The organism is Salinigranum sp. (genome assembly GCF_041641895.1).
GTDB lineage: Archaea > Halobacteriota > Halobacteria > Halobacteriales > Haloferacaceae > Salinigranum.
Map to the genome: position 1 here is coordinate 1 of NZ_JBEPXO010000078.1, position 19,107 is coordinate 19,107.

19 protein-coding genes are annotated in these 19,107 nt (G+C 68.7%); 11 read left to right on the forward strand and 8 right to left on the reverse strand.

Translation table 11 applies throughout. From position 1 onward, the window contains the following. Positions 1-486: MBL fold metallo-hydrolase (locus ACESK5_RS15105; RefSeq protein ID WP_372912411.1), on the reverse strand; the 486-nt coding region annotated here is incomplete at its 3' end. Between the two features lie 132 nt (positions 487-618). Here ACESK5_RS15105 and ACESK5_RS15110 point away from each other — a divergent pair. Then, positions 619-1,800: a 3-ketoacyl-CoA thiolase gene (locus ACESK5_RS15110; protein WP_372912412.1), complete on the forward strand. Its 1,182-nt coding sequence runs from the start codon at positions 619-621 to the stop codon at positions 1,798-1,800. After that, positions 1,797-2,267: a Zn-ribbon domain-containing OB-fold protein gene (locus tag ACESK5_RS15115; protein ID WP_372912413.1), complete on the forward strand. Its 471-nt coding sequence runs from the start codon at positions 1,797-1,799 to the stop codon at positions 2,265-2,267. Before ACESK5_RS15110 ends, ACESK5_RS15115 begins: the two co-directional genes overlap by 4 nt. A gap of 75 nt (positions 2,268-2,342) precedes the next feature. Here ACESK5_RS15115 and ACESK5_RS15120 read toward each other — a convergent pair whose 3' ends face one another. Beyond that, positions 2,343-2,666 (reverse strand): hypothetical protein, encoded by a 324-nt coding sequence (locus ACESK5_RS15120; RefSeq protein ID WP_372912414.1) that lies wholly within the window; start codon positions 2,664-2,666, stop codon positions 2,343-2,345. A 115-nt stretch (positions 2,667-2,781) separates the two neighbouring features. Here ACESK5_RS15120 and ACESK5_RS15125 point away from each other — a divergent pair, with 115 nt between their 5' ends. The 3 genes from ACESK5_RS15125 to ACESK5_RS15135 all read left to right on the forward strand — a co-directional run bounded on the left by ACESK5_RS15125 (position 2,782) and on the right by ACESK5_RS15135 (position 5,854). Continuing rightward, a complete protein-coding gene (locus tag ACESK5_RS15125; RefSeq protein WP_372912415.1) occupies positions 2,782-3,513 on the forward strand; it encodes a fumarylacetoacetate hydrolase family protein in 732 nt (243 codons plus the stop codon). Between the two features lie 171 nt (positions 3,514-3,684). Then, positions 3,685-4,281, forward strand: coding sequence for a gluconate 2-dehydrogenase subunit 3 family protein (locus tag ACESK5_RS15130; RefSeq protein ID WP_372912416.1), 597 nt, complete (start codon positions 3,685-3,687; stop codon positions 4,279-4,281). Then, on the forward strand, positions 4,274-5,854 hold the full coding sequence (locus ACESK5_RS15135) for a GMC family oxidoreductase (protein WP_372912417.1): 1,581 nt from the start codon (positions 4,274-4,276) through the stop codon (positions 5,852-5,854). The genes ACESK5_RS15130 and ACESK5_RS15135 overlap by 8 nt, the downstream gene beginning before the upstream one ends. Before the next feature lie 29 nt (positions 5,855-5,883). Here ACESK5_RS15135 and ACESK5_RS15140 read toward each other — a convergent pair whose 3' ends face one another. Further along, positions 5,884-6,561: a helix-turn-helix domain-containing protein gene (locus ACESK5_RS15140; protein ID WP_372912418.1), complete on the reverse strand. Its 678-nt coding sequence runs from the start codon at positions 6,559-6,561 to the stop codon at positions 5,884-5,886. 444 nt (positions 6,562-7,005) lie between these two features. Between ACESK5_RS15140 and hisC the strand changes: the two genes are divergently transcribed. From hisC to tpiA, 6 genes are all read left to right on the forward strand, one after another. Continuing rightward, a complete protein-coding gene (hisC, locus tag ACESK5_RS15145) occupies positions 7,006-8,091 on the forward strand; it encodes a histidinol-phosphate transaminase (protein WP_372912419.1) in 1,086 nt (361 codons plus the stop codon). Further along, positions 8,088-8,612 (forward strand): adenylate kinase family protein, encoded by a 525-nt coding sequence (locus ACESK5_RS15150; protein ID WP_372912420.1) that lies wholly within the window; start codon positions 8,088-8,090, stop codon positions 8,610-8,612. The genes hisC and ACESK5_RS15150 overlap by 4 nt, the downstream gene beginning before the upstream one ends. Then, positions 8,609-9,217: a CDP-alcohol phosphatidyltransferase family protein gene (locus ACESK5_RS15155; RefSeq protein WP_372912421.1), complete on the forward strand. Its 609-nt coding sequence runs from the start codon at positions 8,609-8,611 to the stop codon at positions 9,215-9,217. Before ACESK5_RS15150 ends, ACESK5_RS15155 begins: the two co-directional genes overlap by 4 nt. A 368-nt stretch (positions 9,218-9,585) precedes the next feature. Continuing rightward, positions 9,586-10,119, forward strand: coding sequence for a multiprotein bridging factor aMBF1 (locus tag ACESK5_RS15160; protein ID WP_372912422.1), 534 nt, complete (start codon positions 9,586-9,588; stop codon positions 10,117-10,119). A gap of 44 nt (positions 10,120-10,163) precedes the next feature. Continuing rightward, entirely contained in the window at positions 10,164-11,261 is a 1,098-nt protein-coding gene (locus tag ACESK5_RS15165) for a carbon-nitrogen hydrolase family protein (protein WP_372912423.1), read from the forward strand. Between the two features lie 329 nt (positions 11,262-11,590). After that, a complete protein-coding gene (gene tpiA / locus ACESK5_RS15170) occupies positions 11,591-12,235 on the forward strand; it encodes a triose-phosphate isomerase (protein ID WP_372912424.1) in 645 nt (214 codons plus the stop codon). Positions 12,236-12,317: 82 nt separating this feature from the next. On the opposite strand, the gene ACESK5_RS15175 is transcribed toward tpiA, so the two are convergent. The 5 genes from ACESK5_RS15175 to ACESK5_RS15195 all read right to left on the reverse strand — a co-directional run bounded on the left by ACESK5_RS15175 (position 12,318) and on the right by ACESK5_RS15195 (position 18,991). Next, positions 12,318-14,114 (reverse strand): helicase HerA domain-containing protein, encoded by a 1,797-nt coding sequence (locus ACESK5_RS15175; protein WP_372912425.1) that lies wholly within the window; start codon positions 14,112-14,114, stop codon positions 12,318-12,320. A 78-nt stretch (positions 14,115-14,192) separates the two neighbouring features. Further along, a complete protein-coding gene (gene dinB, locus ACESK5_RS15180; RefSeq protein ID WP_372912426.1) occupies positions 14,193-15,488 on the reverse strand; it encodes a DNA polymerase IV in 1,296 nt (431 codons plus the stop codon). Between the two features lie 86 nt (positions 15,489-15,574). After that, positions 15,575-16,003 carry an HTH-type transcriptional regulator LrpA1 gene (lrpA1, locus tag ACESK5_RS15185; protein WP_372912427.1) on the reverse strand — a complete coding sequence of 143 codons (429 nt, stop codon included), beginning with the start codon at positions 16,001-16,003 and terminating at the stop codon, positions 15,575-15,577. Positions 16,004-16,157: 154 nt separating this feature from the next. Next, a complete protein-coding gene (locus tag ACESK5_RS15190) occupies positions 16,158-17,096 on the reverse strand; it encodes a thiamine pyrophosphate-dependent enzyme (protein ID WP_372912428.1) in 939 nt (312 codons plus the stop codon). A gap of 2 nt (positions 17,097-17,098) precedes the next feature. Continuing rightward, on the reverse strand, positions 17,099-18,991 hold the full coding sequence (locus ACESK5_RS15195) for a 2-oxoacid:acceptor oxidoreductase subunit alpha (RefSeq protein ID WP_372912429.1): 1,893 nt from the start codon (positions 18,989-18,991) through the stop codon (positions 17,099-17,101). Positions 18,992-19,107 lie beyond the last annotated feature (116 nt).

Consider the following 19,107-nt stretch of genomic DNA (forward strand, 5'->3'; position numbering starts at 1 on the left):
CCCGATGACGTCGCGCATCTCCGTCATGAGGCCGGTGTCGCCGGCGTGGTAGAACGTCGTCGACTCCTCGTCGGACATCTGCGTCGGCTTCGTGTCCGAGACGACGAAGCCGGCGGGCATCCCCGCGGAGGTGCCGTAGGAGGTCTCGATGCCGTTCGAGTGGTCCGCGCGGTGCATCGTCACGTAGGCGTCGCCGCACTCGACGGTCCCGCCGAGGTTCATCCCCATCCCGCCGACGGCGTCGTACTCGCCGAACTCGTCGCGGCAGTACTCGACCAGTTCGGGCGTCGCGACGAGGGTCGTCCCCTCGTAGCGGTCGACGTCGCCGATGTGGTCGGCGTGGCCGTGTGTCAGGAGGAGGTAGTCGGGGTCGAGTTCCTCCGGGTCCGTGTCGGTGTGTGGGTTGTCGAAGAACGGGTCGACGAGCAGCGACGTGTCGTCGACCTGTACGTGCCAGCAGGAGTGTCCGTGCCAGGTGAGTTCCATGTGCACGCGGGAGTTGTGCCGAGACCCACATAAATGATGCCGCGGCGGCAGGACGGACTCCTCCAGTGGGAGGAGCGTGTCACGACGAGCACCCGGACAGAGTTTATCACCCGTGCCACACGATGGAAGACGATGTCCGAGCCACGACTCGTCACCGTCGGTCTCTCCGACCTCGGTCGAACTGACCTGCCCGGCCGAGACCTGTTCTCGGCGGCGCTCGCCGACGCGTTCGAGGACCTCCCAGACCCCGCTGAGGTCGTCGACGCGCTCTACCTCGGCAACCAGTCCGAACAGTACGAGAACCAGATCATGCAGGGAACGCTCATGGCAGAGTGGGCCGGCCTCCGGCACGTCCCGGCCGAGCGCGTCGAAGGGTGTGCCGCCGCGGGCGCACTCGCCCTGAAGAACGCCGTCCGCGACGTCCGCGCGGGCGTCCATGACGCCGTCCTCGCCTGTGGCGTCGAGAAGATGACCGCCGGCGGGACCGAAGGGGCGACGAACGCGCTAGCGGCGGCGTTCGACCGCGCCCTCGAACAGCGGTCCGGCGTGACCGCCCCGGCGCAGTACGCGCTCCTCGCCCAGCGGTATCTCCACGACACCGACGCGACCGAGACGGACCTCGCTCGCATCGCCGTCAAGAACCACCGCAACGGCGCACGGAACCCGAACGCGATGTTCCAGCGGGAGATCGACGTCGATACGGTGCTGGAGTCGTCGCCGGTGGCCCGGCCGCTGAAACTGTACGACTGCGCACCCGTCACCGACGGGGCCGCAGTCGCGCTCGTGACGAGCGCCGACGTCGCCGACGACCTCGTCGGCCGCGACGACCAAGTGCGGGTCGCTGGCTCGGCCGCGAAGGCGAACAACATCGCCGTCGCCGAGCGCGACATGACGTTCGTCGAGGGTGCGAACCGCGCCGCGACCGACGCCTACGAACAGGCCGGCGTCGAGGCCAGCGACGTCGACGTCGCGGAGGTCCACGACGCGTTCACGGTCTGTGAGGCGCTCCTGGCGGAGGCGGCTGGCTTCGCGCCCAGGGGTCGGGGTGTCGAGAGCGCACTCCCACCCGTCGAACGGAGCGAGGGCTGGACGGACGTCCACGTCAACACCAGTGGCGGCCTGAAGGCCCGCGGTCACCCCATCGGCGCGACGGGCGTCGCCCAGGCCGCCGAGGCGTACGAGCAGTTGACCGGCCGCGCCGGCGACCGGCAGCGCGATGCGAGCGTCGCGCTGTTGCTCAACGAGGGCGGCGTCGCCGACGCGGTGACGGCGGCGCACGTGCTTCTCTCCCCGGACGCGGAGGTGGCACGATGACCGACGACACGACTGCCGGCGCCGACGTCGGGCCGCTCTCCCGCGATGACGTCGTCGCCGACAGTCCGTTCACGCTCCCGGGCTTCTTCGACGCCCTCGCCGACGACCGCCTCCTCGCCGCCGAGTGTCGCGACTGCGACGCCGTGCTGGTGCCACCGCGCCCAGCCTGCTACGAGTGTGGGAGTCGCAACGTCGCCATCGCCGAGCAGTCGAAGACCGGGGCGGTCTACTCGTACACCGAAGTCGCCCGCCCCCCGTCGGCCTTCGAGGATCTCGCGCCGATCACTCTCGCGGTTGTCGAACTCGAGTCGGGCGGTCGACTCACAGGCCGCGTCGACGCCGCGTACGACGACGTCGAAATCGGGATGCCGGTCGAGCTAACGACCCGGACCCCGGACTTCGACGCCGAGGCGGTCCTCTCGTACGAGGCCGACTGGCCCATTCACGTCTTCGAGCCGCGGGGGTGAGGTCACGGCGGCGAAGTCAGTCCCCGCGACCGGAGGCGAGCGCCTCCGCTGTCGGTGACGTGGGCCTCCGGCGCGTCAGGACGGACTCTCGGTGACTTCGACGACCCGGGCGTTCTCCACGAACTCGTTGCCCCCCTCGACGACTAGCTGGACGTCCATCCCGGGCAGGTCGTCGCCCTCGCCGAGTTCCTCCGGCAGAGAGACGCTCGTGACGCCCTCGTAGGTGACGCCCCGGCGCTGGATGACCCGGTCGCCGTGCTCGAACTGGTTCCACCCCTCGTCGGGGCCCAGTTCGTCTGCGGCGAAGTACTCCTGTGTGTTCTGACTGACGACCTCGTCGCCTTCCTCGACCGTCGTCTTCGCGTCGCCGTCGCGGTACTGGTGGACGTGGACGATCACGGTCGGCTTCTTCGGTCGGCTGTTACCAGTGACTGCTGCTGGCGAGCGCAAGCAGTGCGTCGCATCGATTTCTCCTTTCGCAACTCCTTCCTCACCGCCCCGCACACCACCCGACATGCGACGCGTACGATTCCGCGACCCTGCAGGTGCCGTCCGGACCGGCGAGTGGCTCGACGACGGTGTGGCCTTCGCCGACGAGGAGTACGAACTCCACGAGGTTGACGTCCTCCCCCCGTGTGAGCCGTCGAAGCTCGTCTGTATCGGCCGCAACTACGCCGACCACGCCGCCGAGATGGACAACGACATCCCCGACCGACCGATGCTCTTCCTGAAGGGACCGAACACCCTCGCCAGTCACGGCTCGACGGTGACGCTCCCAGCCGGGAAGGAGCGCATCGACCACGAGGCGGAACTCGGCGTCGTCGTCGGCACGCAGGCGCGGAACCTTTCGGAGGCGGAGGCGATGGACTGCGTCGCGGGCTTCACCTGCGTGAACGACCTCTCGAACCGCGACGACCAGCGCGAGGAGCAGAACTGGGTCCGCGGGAAGGCGTTCGACGGCGCGGCCCCCATCGGTCCGGTCGTCGCCGACCCCGAACACGTCCCCGCCGACGCACGGGTGCAGGCTCGCGTCGACGGCGAGGTGCGACAGGACGGCTCGCGCGACCAGCTCGCCTTCTCGGTCCCCGAACTCCTCGCGGAGATCACCAGCTATCTGACGCTCGAACCCGGCGATGTCGTCTCGACGGGGACGCCCGAGGGCGTCGGGCCGCTCTCCGACGGCGACCACGTCGAAATCGAAGTCGAGGGCGTCGGGACGCTCGAACACGACGTCCGGATTCCCTGACCCGGGGCGTCCTCGGACGACCCGCCGTGCTGGCGTCTCGACATCGAGGAACCGCCGCGCCGCTTCGGGCGTCACCACGGGCCGTTCGAGCTCCTCGACGGGACGCAGGCGAGCGAGGCGGCTCGGCCGTGGATGGTAACCCATAAGTTTAGGCTCACCAAAATCAGGCCGATGAGGCTGTCCCGACGCGACGCGCTCGCCGTTCTCGCGGGTCTCGGTGCTGTCGGAGGGGGCGTCACCGTCGGCGCACTCGGGACGCGCGACCCACCGGTCGCCGGTGACGGTGCGACCGACGGGTCCGAAGCGGACGCGGAGGATACGGAGGGGACGGAGGACGCTGAGGCGGCCCGCTCGGTCCTCGTCGCGGCCGCGGAGGTGCTCTACCCGTCAGCCGTCGAGGGACACCGGGAGTTCGTGGAGACGTACGTCGCCGGGCGTCGCCGGACCGACCCGGACCACCACGCGGGCGTCGTGGCGGCGGCGAACGAACTCGACGCCGTCGCGCGCGACTGGCACGACGCCGAGTTCGAAGCGCTCGCCCCGGAGACGCGCGACTACCTCCTCCGCGACCTGGGTGTGGATGTCGCCGACCCCGACCCCGACGGGAACCTCTCGGACCGACTCCGTTTCTTCGTCGTGAACGACCTGCTGTACGCCTTCTACACGTCGCCGACCGGCGGACGACTGGTCGGGACGGAGAACCCGACCGGCTACCCCGGCGGACTCGAATCGTACCAGCGCGGCCCGGAGGCGTCCGAGGATGGCTGAGGGGAGACAGCCGTCACCGCGTGCGGACGTCTGCGTGGTCGGGTCGGGACCCGCGGGTGCCCTCGTCGCGTGCCGACTCGCCGAGGCCGGCCACGACGTCGTGATACTGGAGGCGGGGCCGCGGTTCGACGGCGATAGAGAGAACCGGATGGAGCGGCACCTCCGCCCCGACATGGGCAACCCGTGGGAGATGGGCGGCCCGCGCGACGCGTACGCCTCGACCGGGGAGCGACACTACCCACTCAACGCCGCCCGCGTCAAGGGCGTCGGTGGGTCGTCACTCCACTGGCACGGGATGGTGATGCGCCTGCACGAACGGGACTTCGAACTACACTCCCGACACGGCGTCGGCACCGACTGGCCCATCTCGTACGCGGACCTCCGCCCGCACTACCGCGAGGCCGAGCGCGAACTGGGCGTCGCGGGCGCACTCGACAACCCCTACGCGCCACCGCGCGAGGAGCCGTTCCCCCTGCCGGCGTTCCCGCCGTCGTACTCGGACTCGCTCTTCGCCCCGGCCTGTGAGAGGCTGGGCATCGACATGCACTCGGTGCCGAACGCGCGCAACTCCGAACCGTACGGGGGGCGAAGCGCCTGCGTCGGCTACGGCACCTGCAAACCCGTCTGTCCGTCCGGGGCGAAGTACACCGCGGAGACGCACGTCGCCCGCGCCGTCGAGGCGGGCGCTCGAGTCGTCGACCGCGCGCCGGTGCAGCGACTCGAACACGACCGGTCGGGCGAACGGGTCGACCGGGCGGTGTACGCCACGCCCGAGGGGACGTACGAACAGGAGGCCCGGCGGTTCGTCGTCGCCGCCGGCGGGGTGGAGACGCCGCGACTCCTCTTCCTCTCGCGCTCCACGGCGTATCCCGACGGCCTCGCCAACTCCTCGGGTCTCGTGGGTCGGTACTTCATGGACCACCTGTTCGCGGGCATGGGGGGCCGACTCGACGTCGACACCCGCCAGCACCACGTCGGCTTCAACACCAGCGAGTCACACCAGTTCTACGACGACACCGACCCGGTGAACGGTCTCAAACTGGAGTTCCTCAACTACGCCGGCCCGACCGTCGCCGGGGCTGCGCTCTCGGCCGATACGTGGGGCGACGAACTGCTCGACCAGCTGACGGGGGTGTACGGCACCCAGCTCGGGATGGGCGCGCTGGTCGAACAGCTCCCCCGGAAGGAGAACAGGGTGACGCTCGACCCCGAAATCACGGACGACCACGGCAATCCCGTCCCCGACGTCCAGTGGTCACTCGACGCGGAGACGGAGGCGGCGCTGCGGCGGGCGAACGACGTCCAGGAGCGGGTCCTCTCGGAACTCGGTGTCGAAATCGAGTGGCGCGTCGGCCCCGAGAACACCGGGCCCGCGTTCCACCAGATGGGGACGACGCGGATGGGGTCGGACCCACGGACGAGCGTCGTCGACCCGTCGCTCCGGACGCACGACCTCTCGAACCTCTGGCTCGTCGGGTCGAGCGTCTTCCCCACGGGTGGGGCGATGAACCCGACGCTCACCATCGCGGCGCTCGCCCTTCGGGCCGCCGAGGCGCTCGACGAGGGGCTCTGACGTCGTTCGAACCCCTGACGACGAGTGGTTCAGCGGTCGGCTTCGAGCGCCTCGACGTCCTCGCGGTCCTCGTCGGCGAGGGTGGCGTCGACGAGCGCCTTCATGCCCCGGCGGAGTCGCTCGGAGGTGGCCTGACTCGACACGTCGAGTACGTCGGCGACGTCCTGGAGCGAGGCCCCGCGGGGAATCGAGAAGTAGCCGTTCCGGAGCGCGGTCAGGAGCGTCTCGTGCTGGGCGGTGGTGAGGCCGAACCGGTGTTCGGGCGCCTGCTGCTCCCGGTCGTACACCGCGCGGAGGTTGATGTCGAAGTCGGCCTCCCAGCAGCGTTCGCGGAACGAGGCGATGGACTCGCGTCCCGGGAAGCGCATCCGGAGGAACCAGCCCTGCCCGTCGTTCTCCGCGTGGAGGACGACGCCATCGAGGTCGACCAGCGCCCGGTAGGCTTCGACCTCGGGGACGTCCGCCGCGTACTGGACGCGGTAGAGGCGGGCGTCGTGCTCTTCGATGAGCATCTCGAACGTGGTGATGGTCGGGTCCTGCGCCAGCGCCGTCTCGAACCGGTCGAAGTCGCCTCCCGACGCCCAGAAGAGGTTTCGCAGTGGGACCGCGTCCGACGCGTCGAGGGTGTCGACGACGACGGACATCCCCGGTGCGTGCTCGAGGGCGTGTGAGAGAACGTCGGTGTCGATGTCGAATTCTACGATCATGGGTGTGACGTCACCGGGCCGCTGTCCGGACGCGACCGCACTGGTCCGTGGGTCTCCTACGATACCGATAGACTTGAGCGCTCTGACCTCAAGAACGGCGACGACCACGACGGGGTCTGGGCGTCGCTCGGCGTCGAGGGCCGAGGCAGCGCAGGGGCGAGGCCCGACCGGTCGTCGAACGGCGGACCGGCCGCCTCGGCCGACCCGTGACCCCGGGTCGGGTGACGGCCATCGTCTCCGTCGCACCGGTCGTCCCCCTGATTTCCCCCCTCGTGCCAGCTGGCGTCTAAGTTATCAGAGTCGATTCACTTAGAGTACGTCGGTGGATATTCATGCCGTCCAGCCTCCATCTCGTCGCCCGTCGTTCTCTCCGGTGAGAACGACCGGAACCGCCGGACGACGCATGGGCATTCTTAAGGACCGGGCACCGTATCGTTGGCCTACATGCAACCACGGGACCTCTCTGCGCACTCTCCGTACGTGCCCGGACGGGGCATCGAAGAGGTCGCCCGCGACCTCGGAATGGACCCCGCGGACCTGACGAAGCTCTCCTCGAACGAGAACCCACACGGCCCGAGCCCGAAGGCCGTCGAGGTCCTCCGCGAGTACGCCGACGCGGTGCACGTCTACCCGAAAGCCTCTCACTCCGACCTCACGGAGCGACTCGCGACCGAGTGGGACGTCGACGCCGAACAGGTGTGGGTCTCCGCCGGCGCCGACGGCTCGCTCGACTACCTCTCGCGTGCCATGCTCGACCCCGGCGACCGGGTCCTCGTCCCCGAACCCGGCTTCTCCTACTACGGGATGACCGCCCGCTACCACCACGGGAGCGTCGCCTCGTACCCGCTCTCGAAGGCTGACGACTTCACCCAGACCGCCGACGGTGTCGTGGACGCGTACGACGGGGAGCGCATCGTCTACGTGACGACGCCGCACAACCCGACGGGGAGCGAACTCCCGCGCGACGAACTCGTCGACCTCCTCGGTCGGGTCGACGACCACACGCTCGTCGTCGTCGACGAGGCGTACGGCGAGTACGCCGAGGGTGAGAGTGCCGCGGCGCTGGTGGACGAAGTCGACAACCTCGCCGTCACCCGGACGTTCTCGAAGGCGTACGGCCTGGCGGGCCTCCGCATCGGCTACGCGCTCGTCCCCTCCGAGTGGGCCGACGCGTACGCCCGCGTGAACACGCCGTTCGCGGCGAACGAACTCGCCTGCCGGGCCGCCCGCGCGGCGCTCGACGACGACGCACACCTGGAGAAGACCGTCGAGACTGCCCGCTGGGCCCGCCGCCACCTGAGAGAGGAACTCGACGCCCACACCTGGGAGAGCGCGGGCAACTTCGTTCTCGCGGAGGTCGGCGACGCGAGCGCCGTCTCGGACGCGAGTCAGCGCGCCGGCGTCATCGTCCGTGACTGCACGTCGTTCGGTCTGCCGGCCTGTATCAGGGTCTCGACCGGGACCCGCGAGGAGACGACGCGGGCGGTCGAGGTGTTGAACCGCGTCGTCCACGAGGTGACGGAGGCGTGAGAGTCGCCCTGACCGGGACGCCCGGGACGGGCAAGACCACGGCCGCAGCGCGGCTTCCGTACGAGGTTGTCCACCTCAACGACGTCGTCCGCGACCACGACCTCTGGACGGAGGAGGACACCGACCGGGGGTCGCTCGTCGTCGACGTCGACGCCCTCGCGGCGTGGATCGACGACCACCTCGCCCGGCGCGAGGACGACGTCGTCGTCCTCGAATCACATCTCGCCCACCTGCTCGACGCCGACCGCGTCGTGGTCCTCCGGTGTCGCCCGGACGTGCTCGAAACGCGGCTCCGAGAACGCGGAGAGGGCAGCGCCAAAGCCGCCGAGAACGCCGAGAGCGAGGCGCTCGACGTCGTCCTCTCCGAGTCGGTGCAGGCACACGGCGAGGAGCAGGTGTACGAAGTCGACACGACCGACCGGACCCCCGACGACGTCGCGGCCGCCGTCAGGGCCGTCGTCGAGGGCGACCGGGACCCCTCGGCCGGGACGGTCGACTTCACCGACTACCTCCACCCATGACGCTCGACAGACTCAGACCGCTCGCCTCGCGCGCACTGGGGCCGTTCGTCGGCGCCGCCGACGCCGTCGGCCTGACGCCGAACGGCGTGAGCGTCATCGCGTTCGGCGTCGCCGTCCTCGCGGGCGGCGCGTTCTACCTGGCGACCTCTCTCGCCTACGTCGTCGGTGCGGTCTGCGTCTTCCTCAACGGGTGGCTCGACCTCGTCGACGGGGCGCTCGCGCGCGAACAGGGGGTCGCGAGCGACGCCGGCGACTTCCTCGACCACGTGCTCGACCGTTACGCCGACATCGTCATCATCGCCGGTCTCGCCGCCGGCGTCGGACGGTACGGCCTCGGCTTCGCCGCCGTCACCGGCGTCGTCATGACGTCGTATCTGGGGACACAGATACAGGCCGTCGGCCTGGGGCGCGCGTACGGCGGCCTCGTCGGCCGGGCGGACCGCCTCGCGCTCATGGGACTCACTGCAGTCGTCGCCGCCGCCGTCCCGGGGCCGGTGGTCTCGGGACTCTCGGCCGTGGCGCTCCTGCTCGCGTTCTTCGCCGTCGTCGGCCACCTCACGGCGCTCCAGCGCTTCTGGGGCGCGTGGTCCGACCTGACGGGGTGAGACGACTCGTGCGGGTGCGGGCTGTTCGACTCGTGGCTGGACGTGTCGGTGGACGGGTGTCGGCGGCTGCCCGGCAGTGACCTGAGAGCGCGACACAGGCACATCGGCCCCCGACCGACTGGGGTGCTCCGGACCTCGCTTCGCTCGGGTCCCGCGCTCCTCGCCTCGCGCACGTGACGTCGACGCGACACCGCACGTCCGGGGGTGGCCACTGCCCCCGCTGGCTCACGACGCGCCCGACGTCCCGGTCTACCGACGGACCTCGCTCCTCAGCCCCACCGACACCTACTCGACTGAACCCGCCGCACACCGACCACTGGCCGCGTCTCTGGCGCACCTTTTATACACCGGGCTCTGCTAATGGTGGTATGCCCCAGTGCGAGATGTGCGGCGCCTCCAAGTCGTCGCTCACCACCGTCAAGGTCGAAGGTGCCAAACTGGACCTCTGCGACGAGTGCAAGGACTTCGGCACCGAGGTCCGCACTGAGTCGTCCTCGTCCGGGTCGACCAAGTACTCGACGAGTTCGTCCTCGGGGAAGTCTTCGTCGTCGTCGTCATCGTCGTCGTCCTCGTCGGGCGGGGCGTCGAAGCGCCGCCGCCGCGACATGTTCGACGACATGGACGAACTCGCGACGGACTACGACCAGCGGGTCCGGGAGGCCCGCGAGAGCCGTGGGCTGAGTCAGCAGGACCTCGCGAACGAACTCAACGAGAAGACCAGCCTCATCCGGAAGATAGAGCGCGGCGACGTCCTCCCGAGCGACGACGTCCGAAAGAAACTCGAACGGAAACTCGACGTGTCGCTCACGGAGGGGCCGAGCGACGACGACGACGGGAGCGAGTGGTCGTCCGGGTCGTCAACGACGACCACCCTCGGTGACGTCGTCAAGCGGAAGGACTGAGCGGGCGACGAAGGTTTTTCTCCGCGGCTTCGGTTCGGTGAAGCATGGCATCCGACCCGAAAGAGGAGTTCACGCTCGGCGCTGCACAGGTCGCCCCGGTGTACCACGACAAGGAAGGGACGCTCGACCGCACGCTCGAGTGGATCGCGCGCGCCGGGCGGGAAGACGTCGACCTGCTCGTCTTCCCCGAGACGTACTTCCCGGGGTACCCGTACTGGCGGCGGAGTACCTCCATCGCCCGGTGGACCGACCTCGTGGTCGACCTCGCGAAGCACTCGCTGGCCGTCGACAGCGACGCCGTCGAACTCGTCGGCGAGGCAGTCGACGACGCGGACCTCCACCTCGTCCTCGGGACCAACGAACGGAGCGACCGTCGCGGGAGCGAGACGCTGTACAACTCGCTGTTCTTCTTCGACCGGTCCGGCACGCTGGTCCGGCGACACCGGAAGCTGATGCCGACCCACGACGAGCGGACCATCTGGGGCCGTGGCGACCCCGCCAGCCTCACCACTCACGACACCGACATCGGGCGGGTGGGCGGCCTCGTCTGCTACGAGAACCACATGACGCTGTCGAAGGCGGCGCTGTGTGCGATGGGCGAGGAGATTCACGCCGCCGCGTGGCCCGGCTTCTGGGAGCAACACGGTCACCCGGGCGACAAGACCGGCGCCGAGTCCGCCGCCGCGAAGGACACCTGTGACATCTACCCCGCCGTCCGCGAGTACGCCTTCGAGACGCAGTCGTTCGTCGCGTCCTGTTCGGCGTACATGGACGAGTCGGTTCCCGAGAAGTTCGACCCCGACGAACTCGGGTTCGGCGTCGGCAACGGCGGGAGCATGCTCGTCAACCCCGCGGGCATCGTGAAGGCCGGTCCGGCCGTGGGCGAGGAGACGCTCCTCACGGCCGACTTCCACCGCGACGAGCGGCGCGCGACGAAGGCGTACTTCGACGCGATGGGCCACTACGCGCGGTGGGACGCCGTCTCCCTGCAGATTTCGGACGAGACGCTCGACCCGGTTCACCCCGATGCCGACGCGTCCCCACGGCCCCGTCTCTCGGCTCACCGCGCGGAGGAACTCGCGACGGAGCACGACGTGCCGGTTGAGGCCGTCGAAGCCGTGGCCGAGGCGCTACGGGAGTGACCACGAGCGAACCCGGGCCGGACGACCCACGGACGACTGGTGGTGGGGTCAGGGCGGTGCGGACGTTCAAGTAGGATGCCGGCCCCACCCCGTCGCGTGACGTGACGACCGACGCGCGGCGGGCAGCGGGTGTCCGGGCGACCGCCGCGTGAGACGGCCCGTCGTCAGCCAGTTCCGCAGTCGTCGCCTCCGGGGCAGCGGCCGGGACACAGCGACGACGGCCCGCCCGAGACGGTGCCCGGCTGGCAGCCCCTGTCGACGGTCCACTCCATCCGTGCGACGCCGAGACGTGAAGCTATTTATCCGAGCCAGAGTGAAGACTCACCTGCATGTTCATTCTGGTGAACCTCAAGGCGTACCCCTGCGACCCCGTCGCCGTCGCGGAGGCCGCCCGAGACGTCGCCGACGAGTCGGGCGTTCGCATCGCCGTCTCCCCACAGGCCGCACACATCGAACGCGTCGCCGAGACGGGCGTCGAGACGTGGGCACAGCACGTCTCGCCGAACGGCCACGGCTCCCACACCGGGAGTACCCTCGCGGAGGCAGTCGCCGACGCCGGCGCGGAGGGGACGCTCCTGAACCACTCCGAGAACCGCCTGAAACTCGCCGACATCGACGCCTCGCTCGACGCAGCCGAGCGCGCGGGCCTCGAGACGTGCGTCTGTGGCAACAACCCCGAACAGATCGGGGCCGTCGCCGCGTTCGGCCCCGACTCGGTGGCCGTCGAACCGCCGGAACTCATCGGCGGCGACGTGTCGGTTTCGACCGCCGACCCGGACATCGTCGTCGACGCCGTTGAGGCTGCCAGCGCCGTCGACGAGAGCGTCGACGTCTACTGTGGCGCGGGCGTCTCGACCGGCGACGACGTCCTGGCCGCACAGGACCTAGGAGCGACGGGCATCCTCCTCGCGTCGGGTGTCGCGAAGGCCGACGACCCGCGCGCGGCGCTGGAAGACCTCGTCGCCGGACTGTAAGTCGTTTCCTCGGAGGCGAACCGCCTCCGCGTTCTCTCTTCGAAGGCCCGTTCACCTCCCGACAGCGGCGCCTCCTGTCGTCTCAGTCGGCGGCAGTCTCGACGTCGTCGGTCGACTCACCGTCGGCCGCGTCGCTCGGTGCGTCCGCCTCGACGAACACGGCCTCGACCGCTTCGACCGCCTCGTCGAACGCGTCGGGGTGGAGTCGGTGGGCGTACTCGGTCCGGACGTGGTCCGGGAGCGCGTACGCGTACTTGCCCCGCCCGGCGTGCCGGACGAACCCGGCCTTCCGGAGCGTCCGGTTCCGGGCGTACGCCACCTTGTGGTCGCCCGGTCCGCCCGCGGCTACCTGTGCAGTGACCGGGTCTGCGATGCCCTGCGACTGGTAGTGAGCGAGCATCCGGCGCGTCACTGCGTCGAACTCGGCGAGTTCCGCTCTGAGGTCGCCCGCCACTTCGCCGACGTCGCCCTCTGGCAGCGGCGGCGACGTGATGTCGAACCGCTCCGGCGGCGAGTCGGTGTCGGATTCGACCGGTGCGAACTCGGCCGGTCCGGCGGACGTACCGTTCGCTGACCCCGCCGTGTCGGTCATCTCCGGGTCCGTCGAGAGGGGGAACGGTACCTCGGCGTCGGGGTCCGCACTGGCCGCGGCGTTGACAGCGGCCTCCGCGTCGGCGTCGGTCGTCGTCGACTCGCTCCGCTGGCCGTCCTGCTCGTCGGTGGCGGTTTCCGCTCCCGCGTCCGACTCGCCCGCCTCGTACTCACCGAGCGCTCGCTGGCGTTCGTCGGGTCGGTCGAGGTTCCGGCCCTTCCCGCCGCGGTAGGGTGCCTCGGCCTTCTGGAACATCGCCTGCGCCATCTGGTCGGCGAACCGCCGCAGGTCACGGGCCTCCTCCAGTTCGCGTTCGAGTTTCGTGATTCGGTTCTCCTTCTTCTCGAGTTCCTGTCTGAGGTCCGCGAGTTCCGACTCCCGGCGTTCCTTCTCGTCGCTGATCGACCGGAGTTCGTCGACCAGGTCGCCGCTCACCGACTTGAGGTCGGGCCGCTCGAAGTCGTCCAGTCCGGGGGTCGCCCCGGCGTCGAACGTCGTCTTCCGACGGAACTGCACCCGTCGGATGGACTCGGACCAGTCGGTGACGAGGAAGCCCTCGCCGTCGCCCATGTCCTCGATGGCGTCGGAGTACTCCTTGCCGAGGATGCGTTTGACGACCTTGGTGTCGTTCCGCCAGGTGAGCCGATGCCAGACCAGCCAGTCACACTGGGTGATGAAGTCCTTCTTGACGTCCGCCGGCCGTTGTGAGATGCCGACGATGCCGAGGCCGTGCTTCCGGCCCCGCTTGCCCACCTTGATGAGCATCTTCCCCGTCTCGTCCATCCCACCGCCCTCGGGGATGTACTCGTGACACTCCTCGACGAGCATCAGGAACGGCTTCTTCAGCTTCTTCTCCTTCGCGAACAGGTGCCGCGTGGTCTGGAGGAGGAGGGACTTGGCCTCGCTCTCGTCGAGGTAGCCGGAGACGTCGAGGATGATGGGGACGTTCTGTTCGAGGGCGAGCGAAGCGATTTTCTCGGCGTGTTCGGGGCTGACCTGGATGTCGCACTCCTCGTCCGCGCCGACGTGGAGAATCTCGAACTGCTCTTTCAGCCCGTAGTACTCGCCGTCCGTGTCGACGACGAGCACCGGGAAGTTCGCCGAGAGCAGTTTCTCGACGACGACAGAGGCCGTGTTCGACTTCCCCGACCCGGACTTCCCGGTGATGAATCCTCTCCCCGTGAGAATCTCAACGGCGGGGAGCGAGACGGTCGTCCCCGGATCGGTGCCGTCGCCGGCCGGACCGGCGCTTACGTCCGCAACTGTGATTGTCTCCCGTTCGGTCATGCGGTCTTGCGGATAGGTGGCCGCCCGTCCACAAAGAGGTACGTCAGACGGGCGACTGACGCCGACGGCGGGTCACTGTCACTCCCGCTCGTCGGCGTCGAACGCCGTGAGTGACACCTGCCCCGCCTGTGGTCGCCGCTCGGACTGCTCGTCCGGTCGGTCGTCCGTCTCGTCGGACCGTCCGTCCTGCCGGCCGTCGTTCTCGTACCCGTCGAGTCGAGCCTGTTCGCCGCCCCCGAACGTGAGGTTGGAGACCCGCACCCCGACCTTCCGGACCCGGTCGCCCTCGAACTCTGCGAGGAGGTCGAGCGCGACCCGTTCGACGAGGGCCGGGTCGTCGACCGGCCCCGACAGCGAACGTTCGCGCGTGTTCACGTCGAACGGCGGGCGGACCACCTTCACCCCGATGGTCCGGTAGGTCGCCCCCCGGTCGGTCGCTCGCGTCGCGACGTCGCCAGCCAGCGCCCGGACCTTCTCCCTGACGCGTTCGGGCGCGTCCGTGGCCTCGGTGAAGGCGGACTCCCGCGAGAGACTCTTCGGACGACCCGTCGGTTCGACGACCCGGTCGTCGTCGCCGCGGGCCCGGCGGTGCAGCGTCACCCCGCGCTCGCCGAACCGCTCGCGGAGGACCGTCGGGTCGGCCTCGCTGAGGTCACCGGCCGTCTCGACTCCCATCCCGCGGAGTTCGCGCGCGGTGACCGGTCCCACGCCGTGAATCTCTTCGACGGGCAGCGGTGCGAGGAACTCGGTCACGCGGTCGGGCGGGACGGCGACGAGGCCGTCGGGTTTGTCGTGGTCGGACGCCACCTTCGCCGTGGACATGTTCGGCGCGACGCCGACGCTCGCCGGCACACCCACCTCCCGGCCGATGCGCTGTTTGACGTAGCGCGCGTAGCCCTCGGCGAGAGTCCGGTCGCCCGTCCCGTCCGCGTCGTCCGCGCCGACGTGTGCCCACGACGTCCGCTCCGTCACGTCCAGGTAGGCCTCGTCGATACTCACCTCCCGGACGACGTCGGCGCAGTCGTGGAGGACTTCCTTGACCTCCGCGGCCACCGTCCGGTAGTACTCGAGGTCGACCGGGAGGTAGTGGCCCTCGCCGCCCTCTTCGACCCGGGGGAGAGCTTCGAGTGCCTGCGAGATGGGCTGTGCGCTGTCGACGCCGAACGACCGCGCCTCGTAACTCGCCGTCGCCACCGCGCCGTGGCTCTCGCCGGGGTCGAACCCCATCCCCACGACCACCGGTTCGCCGGCGAGACTGGGGTGACGGCGGCGTTCGCAGGAGGCGTAGAAACAGTCCATGTCGACGTGGAGGACGACGCGCCCGTCTGTCTCGTCCTCGTGTGGACCGGTGAACGGGTCGTCCGGGTCGGCCATCACGCTCCCCTACTCGGCCGAGGCTACTGAGCGTTCCCAAACCGGAGTGAAAGTAGACCGCGGAGGCGCGTCGGTGGGGGAGACGGTCATTTCAGCCGTTCCTGCAGGAACGAGGGGTGGGCGGCGGTGACGCCGTCGATTGAGAGAATCTCCTCGGCGATGATGTCCCCGAGCGCGTTGCCGTCGGCGGCGCGGACCTCGGCCATCAGCATGTGGTCACCGGAGGAGGTGTACAGCGACTCCACCGCGTCAAGCGACTTCAGCGCCCGCGTCGCCTCGACGTAGCGCTCCGAGGCGACGTCGATGCCCACCAGGGCGATGGACTGCCCCGAGAGTTTCTTCGGGTCGACGTCGGCGGAGTAGCCGACGATGACCCCGTCGTCTTCGAGTTTCTTGATGTACTTGCGGACCGTGGGCTTCGAGACGTCAGCCCGCTCTGCGATGTCGGCGTAGGATGCCTGTGCATCCTCCTCGAGCGCCCGCAGGATCCGCCCCTCCGTCGATGTGACGTCCATACCGTGGATTTTTCTTCCGTTGGAAAAATATGTTGCGAATCGGTAAACGACTGTCCGTCCTGTACAACCACCCGGGCCGGACGGACGACTCGCCGGTCGGACGAGTGGCGAGCGGAGAGAAACGAGAGACGGCGAAGGGGACCGCGACGTGACCTCAGCGGTGCTTGTCGAGGAACAGGTCGTAGGAGCGCTCCCACTCGTAGTCGTCCTCGAAGTAGCGCTCCGCGAGGGGCTGCTCGGGCATCTCGCCGATGGCGCGCTTCTCCTGTCCGTAGGAGGGGCGGTCGGCGTCGACGTAGTACCGGCCGGTGAGGACCGTCCCCTCGTGGAGAGCGTCCTCGGTCTCGGCCATCATCTCGGACGCTTCACGGCGGTCACTCGTGTCGAAGTCGTAGTCGTCGGAGTCTTGGACGTCGATGTACGGCACGTACTGGCGGGCGTCCTTGTTCCAGGTCGGACACTGAGTGAGGAAGTCGACGTGCGAGAAGCCGTCGTGCTCGATGGCCTCGACGATGATTTCCTTGGCCTGGTTCGGGTTCACCGCCGCGGTCCGGGCGATGTACGACGCACCCGACGTGAGCGACAGCGAGAGCGGGCGGAGCGGCTCCTTCGCCGAGCCGTGCGGCTGGGTCTTCGACTTGTGACCCTTCGGCGAGGTGGGCGACGTCTGGCCCTTCGTCAGCCCGAAGATCTCGTTGTTGAACACGATGTAGGTCATGTCGTGGTTCTCACGGGCCGAGTGCATGAAGTGGTTCCCGCCGATGCCGTCGCCGTCGCCGCCGCCGCCGGCGGCGACGACGGTCAGTCCGGGGTTCGCGAGCTTGGCGGCGCGGGCGATGGGCAGTGAACGGCCGTGGATGGTGTGGAAGCCGTAGCTCTCGAAGTAGCTGTTGAGCTTCCCGGAGCAGCCGATGCCGGTGCAGAGCAGCATCTCGTCGGGACTCAGCCCGAGTTCTGCCGCCGCACCCTTCAGCGCCTTCAGGACGCCGAAGTCGCCACAGCCGGGACACCACGTGGGCTGGGGTTCGAGTCCGGGCGTGAACTCGTTCTGATCCTTGTCCGTCTCCTCACCGATTGCGCTGAATGCACTCATGTTTAATCACCTGCAGCGGGGACGAACTTCGTCTCGGTCCCCGGGAGTGTGTCGTTCTCGACGATGCTGGTCACGAAACCCTCGACGATTTCGGCGGGCTCGAACGGATTGCCGTTGTACTTGAGGAGGCTAGAGAGTTTCTCGCCGTAGCGACCCAGCTCCTTCTGGGTGAGGCCGCGGAACTGCGCGGAGGCGTTCATCTCGACGACGAGCACCTCGTCGACGCTCTCGATGAACGCCTCGACCTCCGCGACCGGGTAGGGCATCATGTCCGAGACGGACAGTGCCTTCACCGAGTGACCGTCGTCGTTGAGGCGGTCGACGGCCTCGAAGACGGTCCCCTGGTTCGAACCCCACGTGAGGATGCCGTAGTCGGCCTCGTCGGGTCCGTGGGGCGTCTGGTGGCTCTCGTCCATCCCGTCGAGGTCCGTCCGGATGTTCTCGACGCGCTCCATCCGGCGGTCCATCTGGAAGACCCGGTTCTCGGGGTCCTCGCTGATGTGACCGGCGGGCATGTGTTCGTTCCCCGTCGCGAGGAAGCGCCCACCCTTCTGCCCGGGGAGCGAGCGCGGGCTGACGCCCTTATCGACGTTGTGCTGGAAGCGGTTGAACTTGCCCGATGCGTCGTGCGATGCCTCGGCGATTTCCTCCTCGCTGAGGACCGACCCCAGGTCCGGGTTCGGCGCCTCGTCGAAGTGGCTCGCCGGGACGTTCACGAGTTCGCCGCCGAGTTTCTGGTCGTAGATGACGATGGCGGGAATCTGGTACTCGTAGGCGAGTTCGAACGCCTTGCGCGTCTGCGTGTACGCCTCGGTGACGGTCGACGGCGCGAAGACGACGCGGTTGGAGTCGCCCTGCGACGTGTAGAGGACGTGTTCGAGGTCTCCCTGCTCGGGCTTCGTCGGCATCCCCGTCGAGGGGCCGGCGCGCATCGCCTCGACGAAGACGACCGGCGTCTCCGTCATCTCGGCGAGACCGAGCGGTTCGGACATCAGGGCGAACCCGCCGCCGGACGAACCGGACATGGCCTTGACACCGGCGTGAGAGGCACCGAGTGCGAGCGCGGCCGCGGCGATTTCGTCTTCGACCTGCTCGGAGATGCCGCCCAGTTCGGGCAGGTTCTGCGACATGATGGTGAACACCTCGGTCCACGGCGTCATCGGGTAGCCCGCGATGAAGCGACAGCCCTCGTCGATGGCGCCGTAGGCGACGGCGTCCGACCCCGAGAGCAGCACCTGTTCCTCGTCGTGCTCGCCCTCCGGAACGGAGACGTCGTGGGTGTGCTCGACGTCCATCGCCATCTCGTAGGCCTCGTCGAGAATCTCGAGGTTCGGCTCGAGGATCTTCTCCGGCATGGCCTCGGTCATGAGTTCGACGATCCAGTCGCGGTCGATGCCGGCCAGCGCACACGTCACGCCGACGCCTGCCGTGTTGCGCATGACCTCACGCCCGTGCTCGCGTGCGAGCGAGCGCAGGTCGAACTCGTAGACGTGCCAGTCGTTCTCCTCGACCCGTTCCTCGAAGTCCGGGACGGCCTCCGTGTCGACGAGCCCCGAGTCGATGACGATGACCCCTCCCTCGCGGAGTTCGTCGAGGTTCTCGTACAGCGGTTTCTGCTCCTCGTCGCCGTAGTACGCGTTCTCCGACGGGTTGCGTGCGAACGAGTCCCCCAGTGTCAGGAGGAAGTTGTAGCCGTCGCCGCGCGACTCGACCTCGTCGGCGGACGCGCGAATCTCCGTGTACGTGTGACCGCCACGGATGCGCGACGGGTAGTGTCTATGTGTGAATACGTGCAGCCCCGAGCGCATCAGCGCTTTCGCGAAGTTCTGGCTCGTCGAGGCGATTCCGTCTCCGGACCCCCCTGCGATTCGCCAGATGAGTTCGTCGTCAGTCATATTGTGGTCACGGCCCCGTAGGCCTCTACCCAAGGTGTAGACGATGTATCGATTAAAGACTTTGCTATGGATTGACAAGGAAAGATGATGATAGACCTTATATTGTATGCCTATTA

What these genes read in the sequence shown, in the direction of transcription:
- ACESK5_RS15165 (WP_372912423.1), top strand. Translation starts at nt 10,164, where the DNA reads ATGGCATCCGACCCGAAAGAGGAGTTCACGCTCGGCGCTGCACAGGTC.
- hisC (WP_372912419.1), top strand. Translation starts at nt 7,006, where the DNA reads ATGCAACCACGGGACCTCTCTGCGCACTCTCCGTACGTGCCCGGACGG.
- ACESK5_RS15130 (WP_372912416.1), top strand. Translation starts at nt 3,685, where the DNA reads ATGAGGCTGTCCCGACGCGACGCGCTCGCCGTTCTCGCGGGTCTCGGT.
- ACESK5_RS15110 (WP_372912412.1), top strand. Translation starts at nt 619, where the DNA reads ATGTCCGAGCCACGACTCGTCACCGTCGGTCTCTCCGACCTCGGTCGA.
- ACESK5_RS15190 (WP_372912428.1), bottom strand. Translation starts at nt 17,096, where the DNA reads ATGAGTGCATTCAGCGCAATCGGTGAGGAGACGGACAAGGATCAGAAC.
- ACESK5_RS15135 (WP_372912417.1), top strand. Translation starts at nt 4,274, where the DNA reads ATGGCTGAGGGGAGACAGCCGTCACCGCGTGCGGACGTCTGCGTGGTC.
- ACESK5_RS15140 (WP_372912418.1), bottom strand. Translation starts at nt 6,561, where the DNA reads ATGATCGTAGAATTCGACATCGACACCGACGTTCTCTCACACGCCCTC.
- lrpA1 (WP_372912427.1), bottom strand. Translation starts at nt 16,003, where the DNA reads ATGGACGTCACATCGACGGAGGGGCGGATCCTGCGGGCGCTCGAGGAG.
- tpiA (WP_372912424.1), top strand. Translation starts at nt 11,591, where the DNA reads ATGTTCATTCTGGTGAACCTCAAGGCGTACCCCTGCGACCCCGTCGCC.
- ACESK5_RS15125 (WP_372912415.1), top strand. Translation starts at nt 2,782, where the DNA reads ATGCGACGCGTACGATTCCGCGACCCTGCAGGTGCCGTCCGGACCGGC.
- ACESK5_RS15175 (WP_372912425.1), bottom strand. Translation starts at nt 14,114, where the DNA reads ATGACCGAACGGGAGACAATCACAGTTGCGGACGTAAGCGCCGGTCCG.
- dinB (WP_372912426.1), bottom strand. Translation starts at nt 15,488, where the DNA reads ATGGCCGACCCGGACGACCCGTTCACCGGTCCACACGAGGACGAGACA.
- ACESK5_RS15195 (WP_372912429.1), bottom strand. Translation starts at nt 18,991, where the DNA reads ATGACTGACGACGAACTCATCTGGCGAATCGCAGGGGGGTCCGGAGAC.
- ACESK5_RS15155 (WP_372912421.1), top strand. Translation starts at nt 8,609, where the DNA reads ATGACGCTCGACAGACTCAGACCGCTCGCCTCGCGCGCACTGGGGCCG.
- ACESK5_RS15160 (WP_372912422.1), top strand. Translation starts at nt 9,586, where the DNA reads ATGCCCCAGTGCGAGATGTGCGGCGCCTCCAAGTCGTCGCTCACCACC.
- ACESK5_RS15115 (WP_372912413.1), top strand. Translation starts at nt 1,797, where the DNA reads ATGACCGACGACACGACTGCCGGCGCCGACGTCGGGCCGCTCTCCCGC.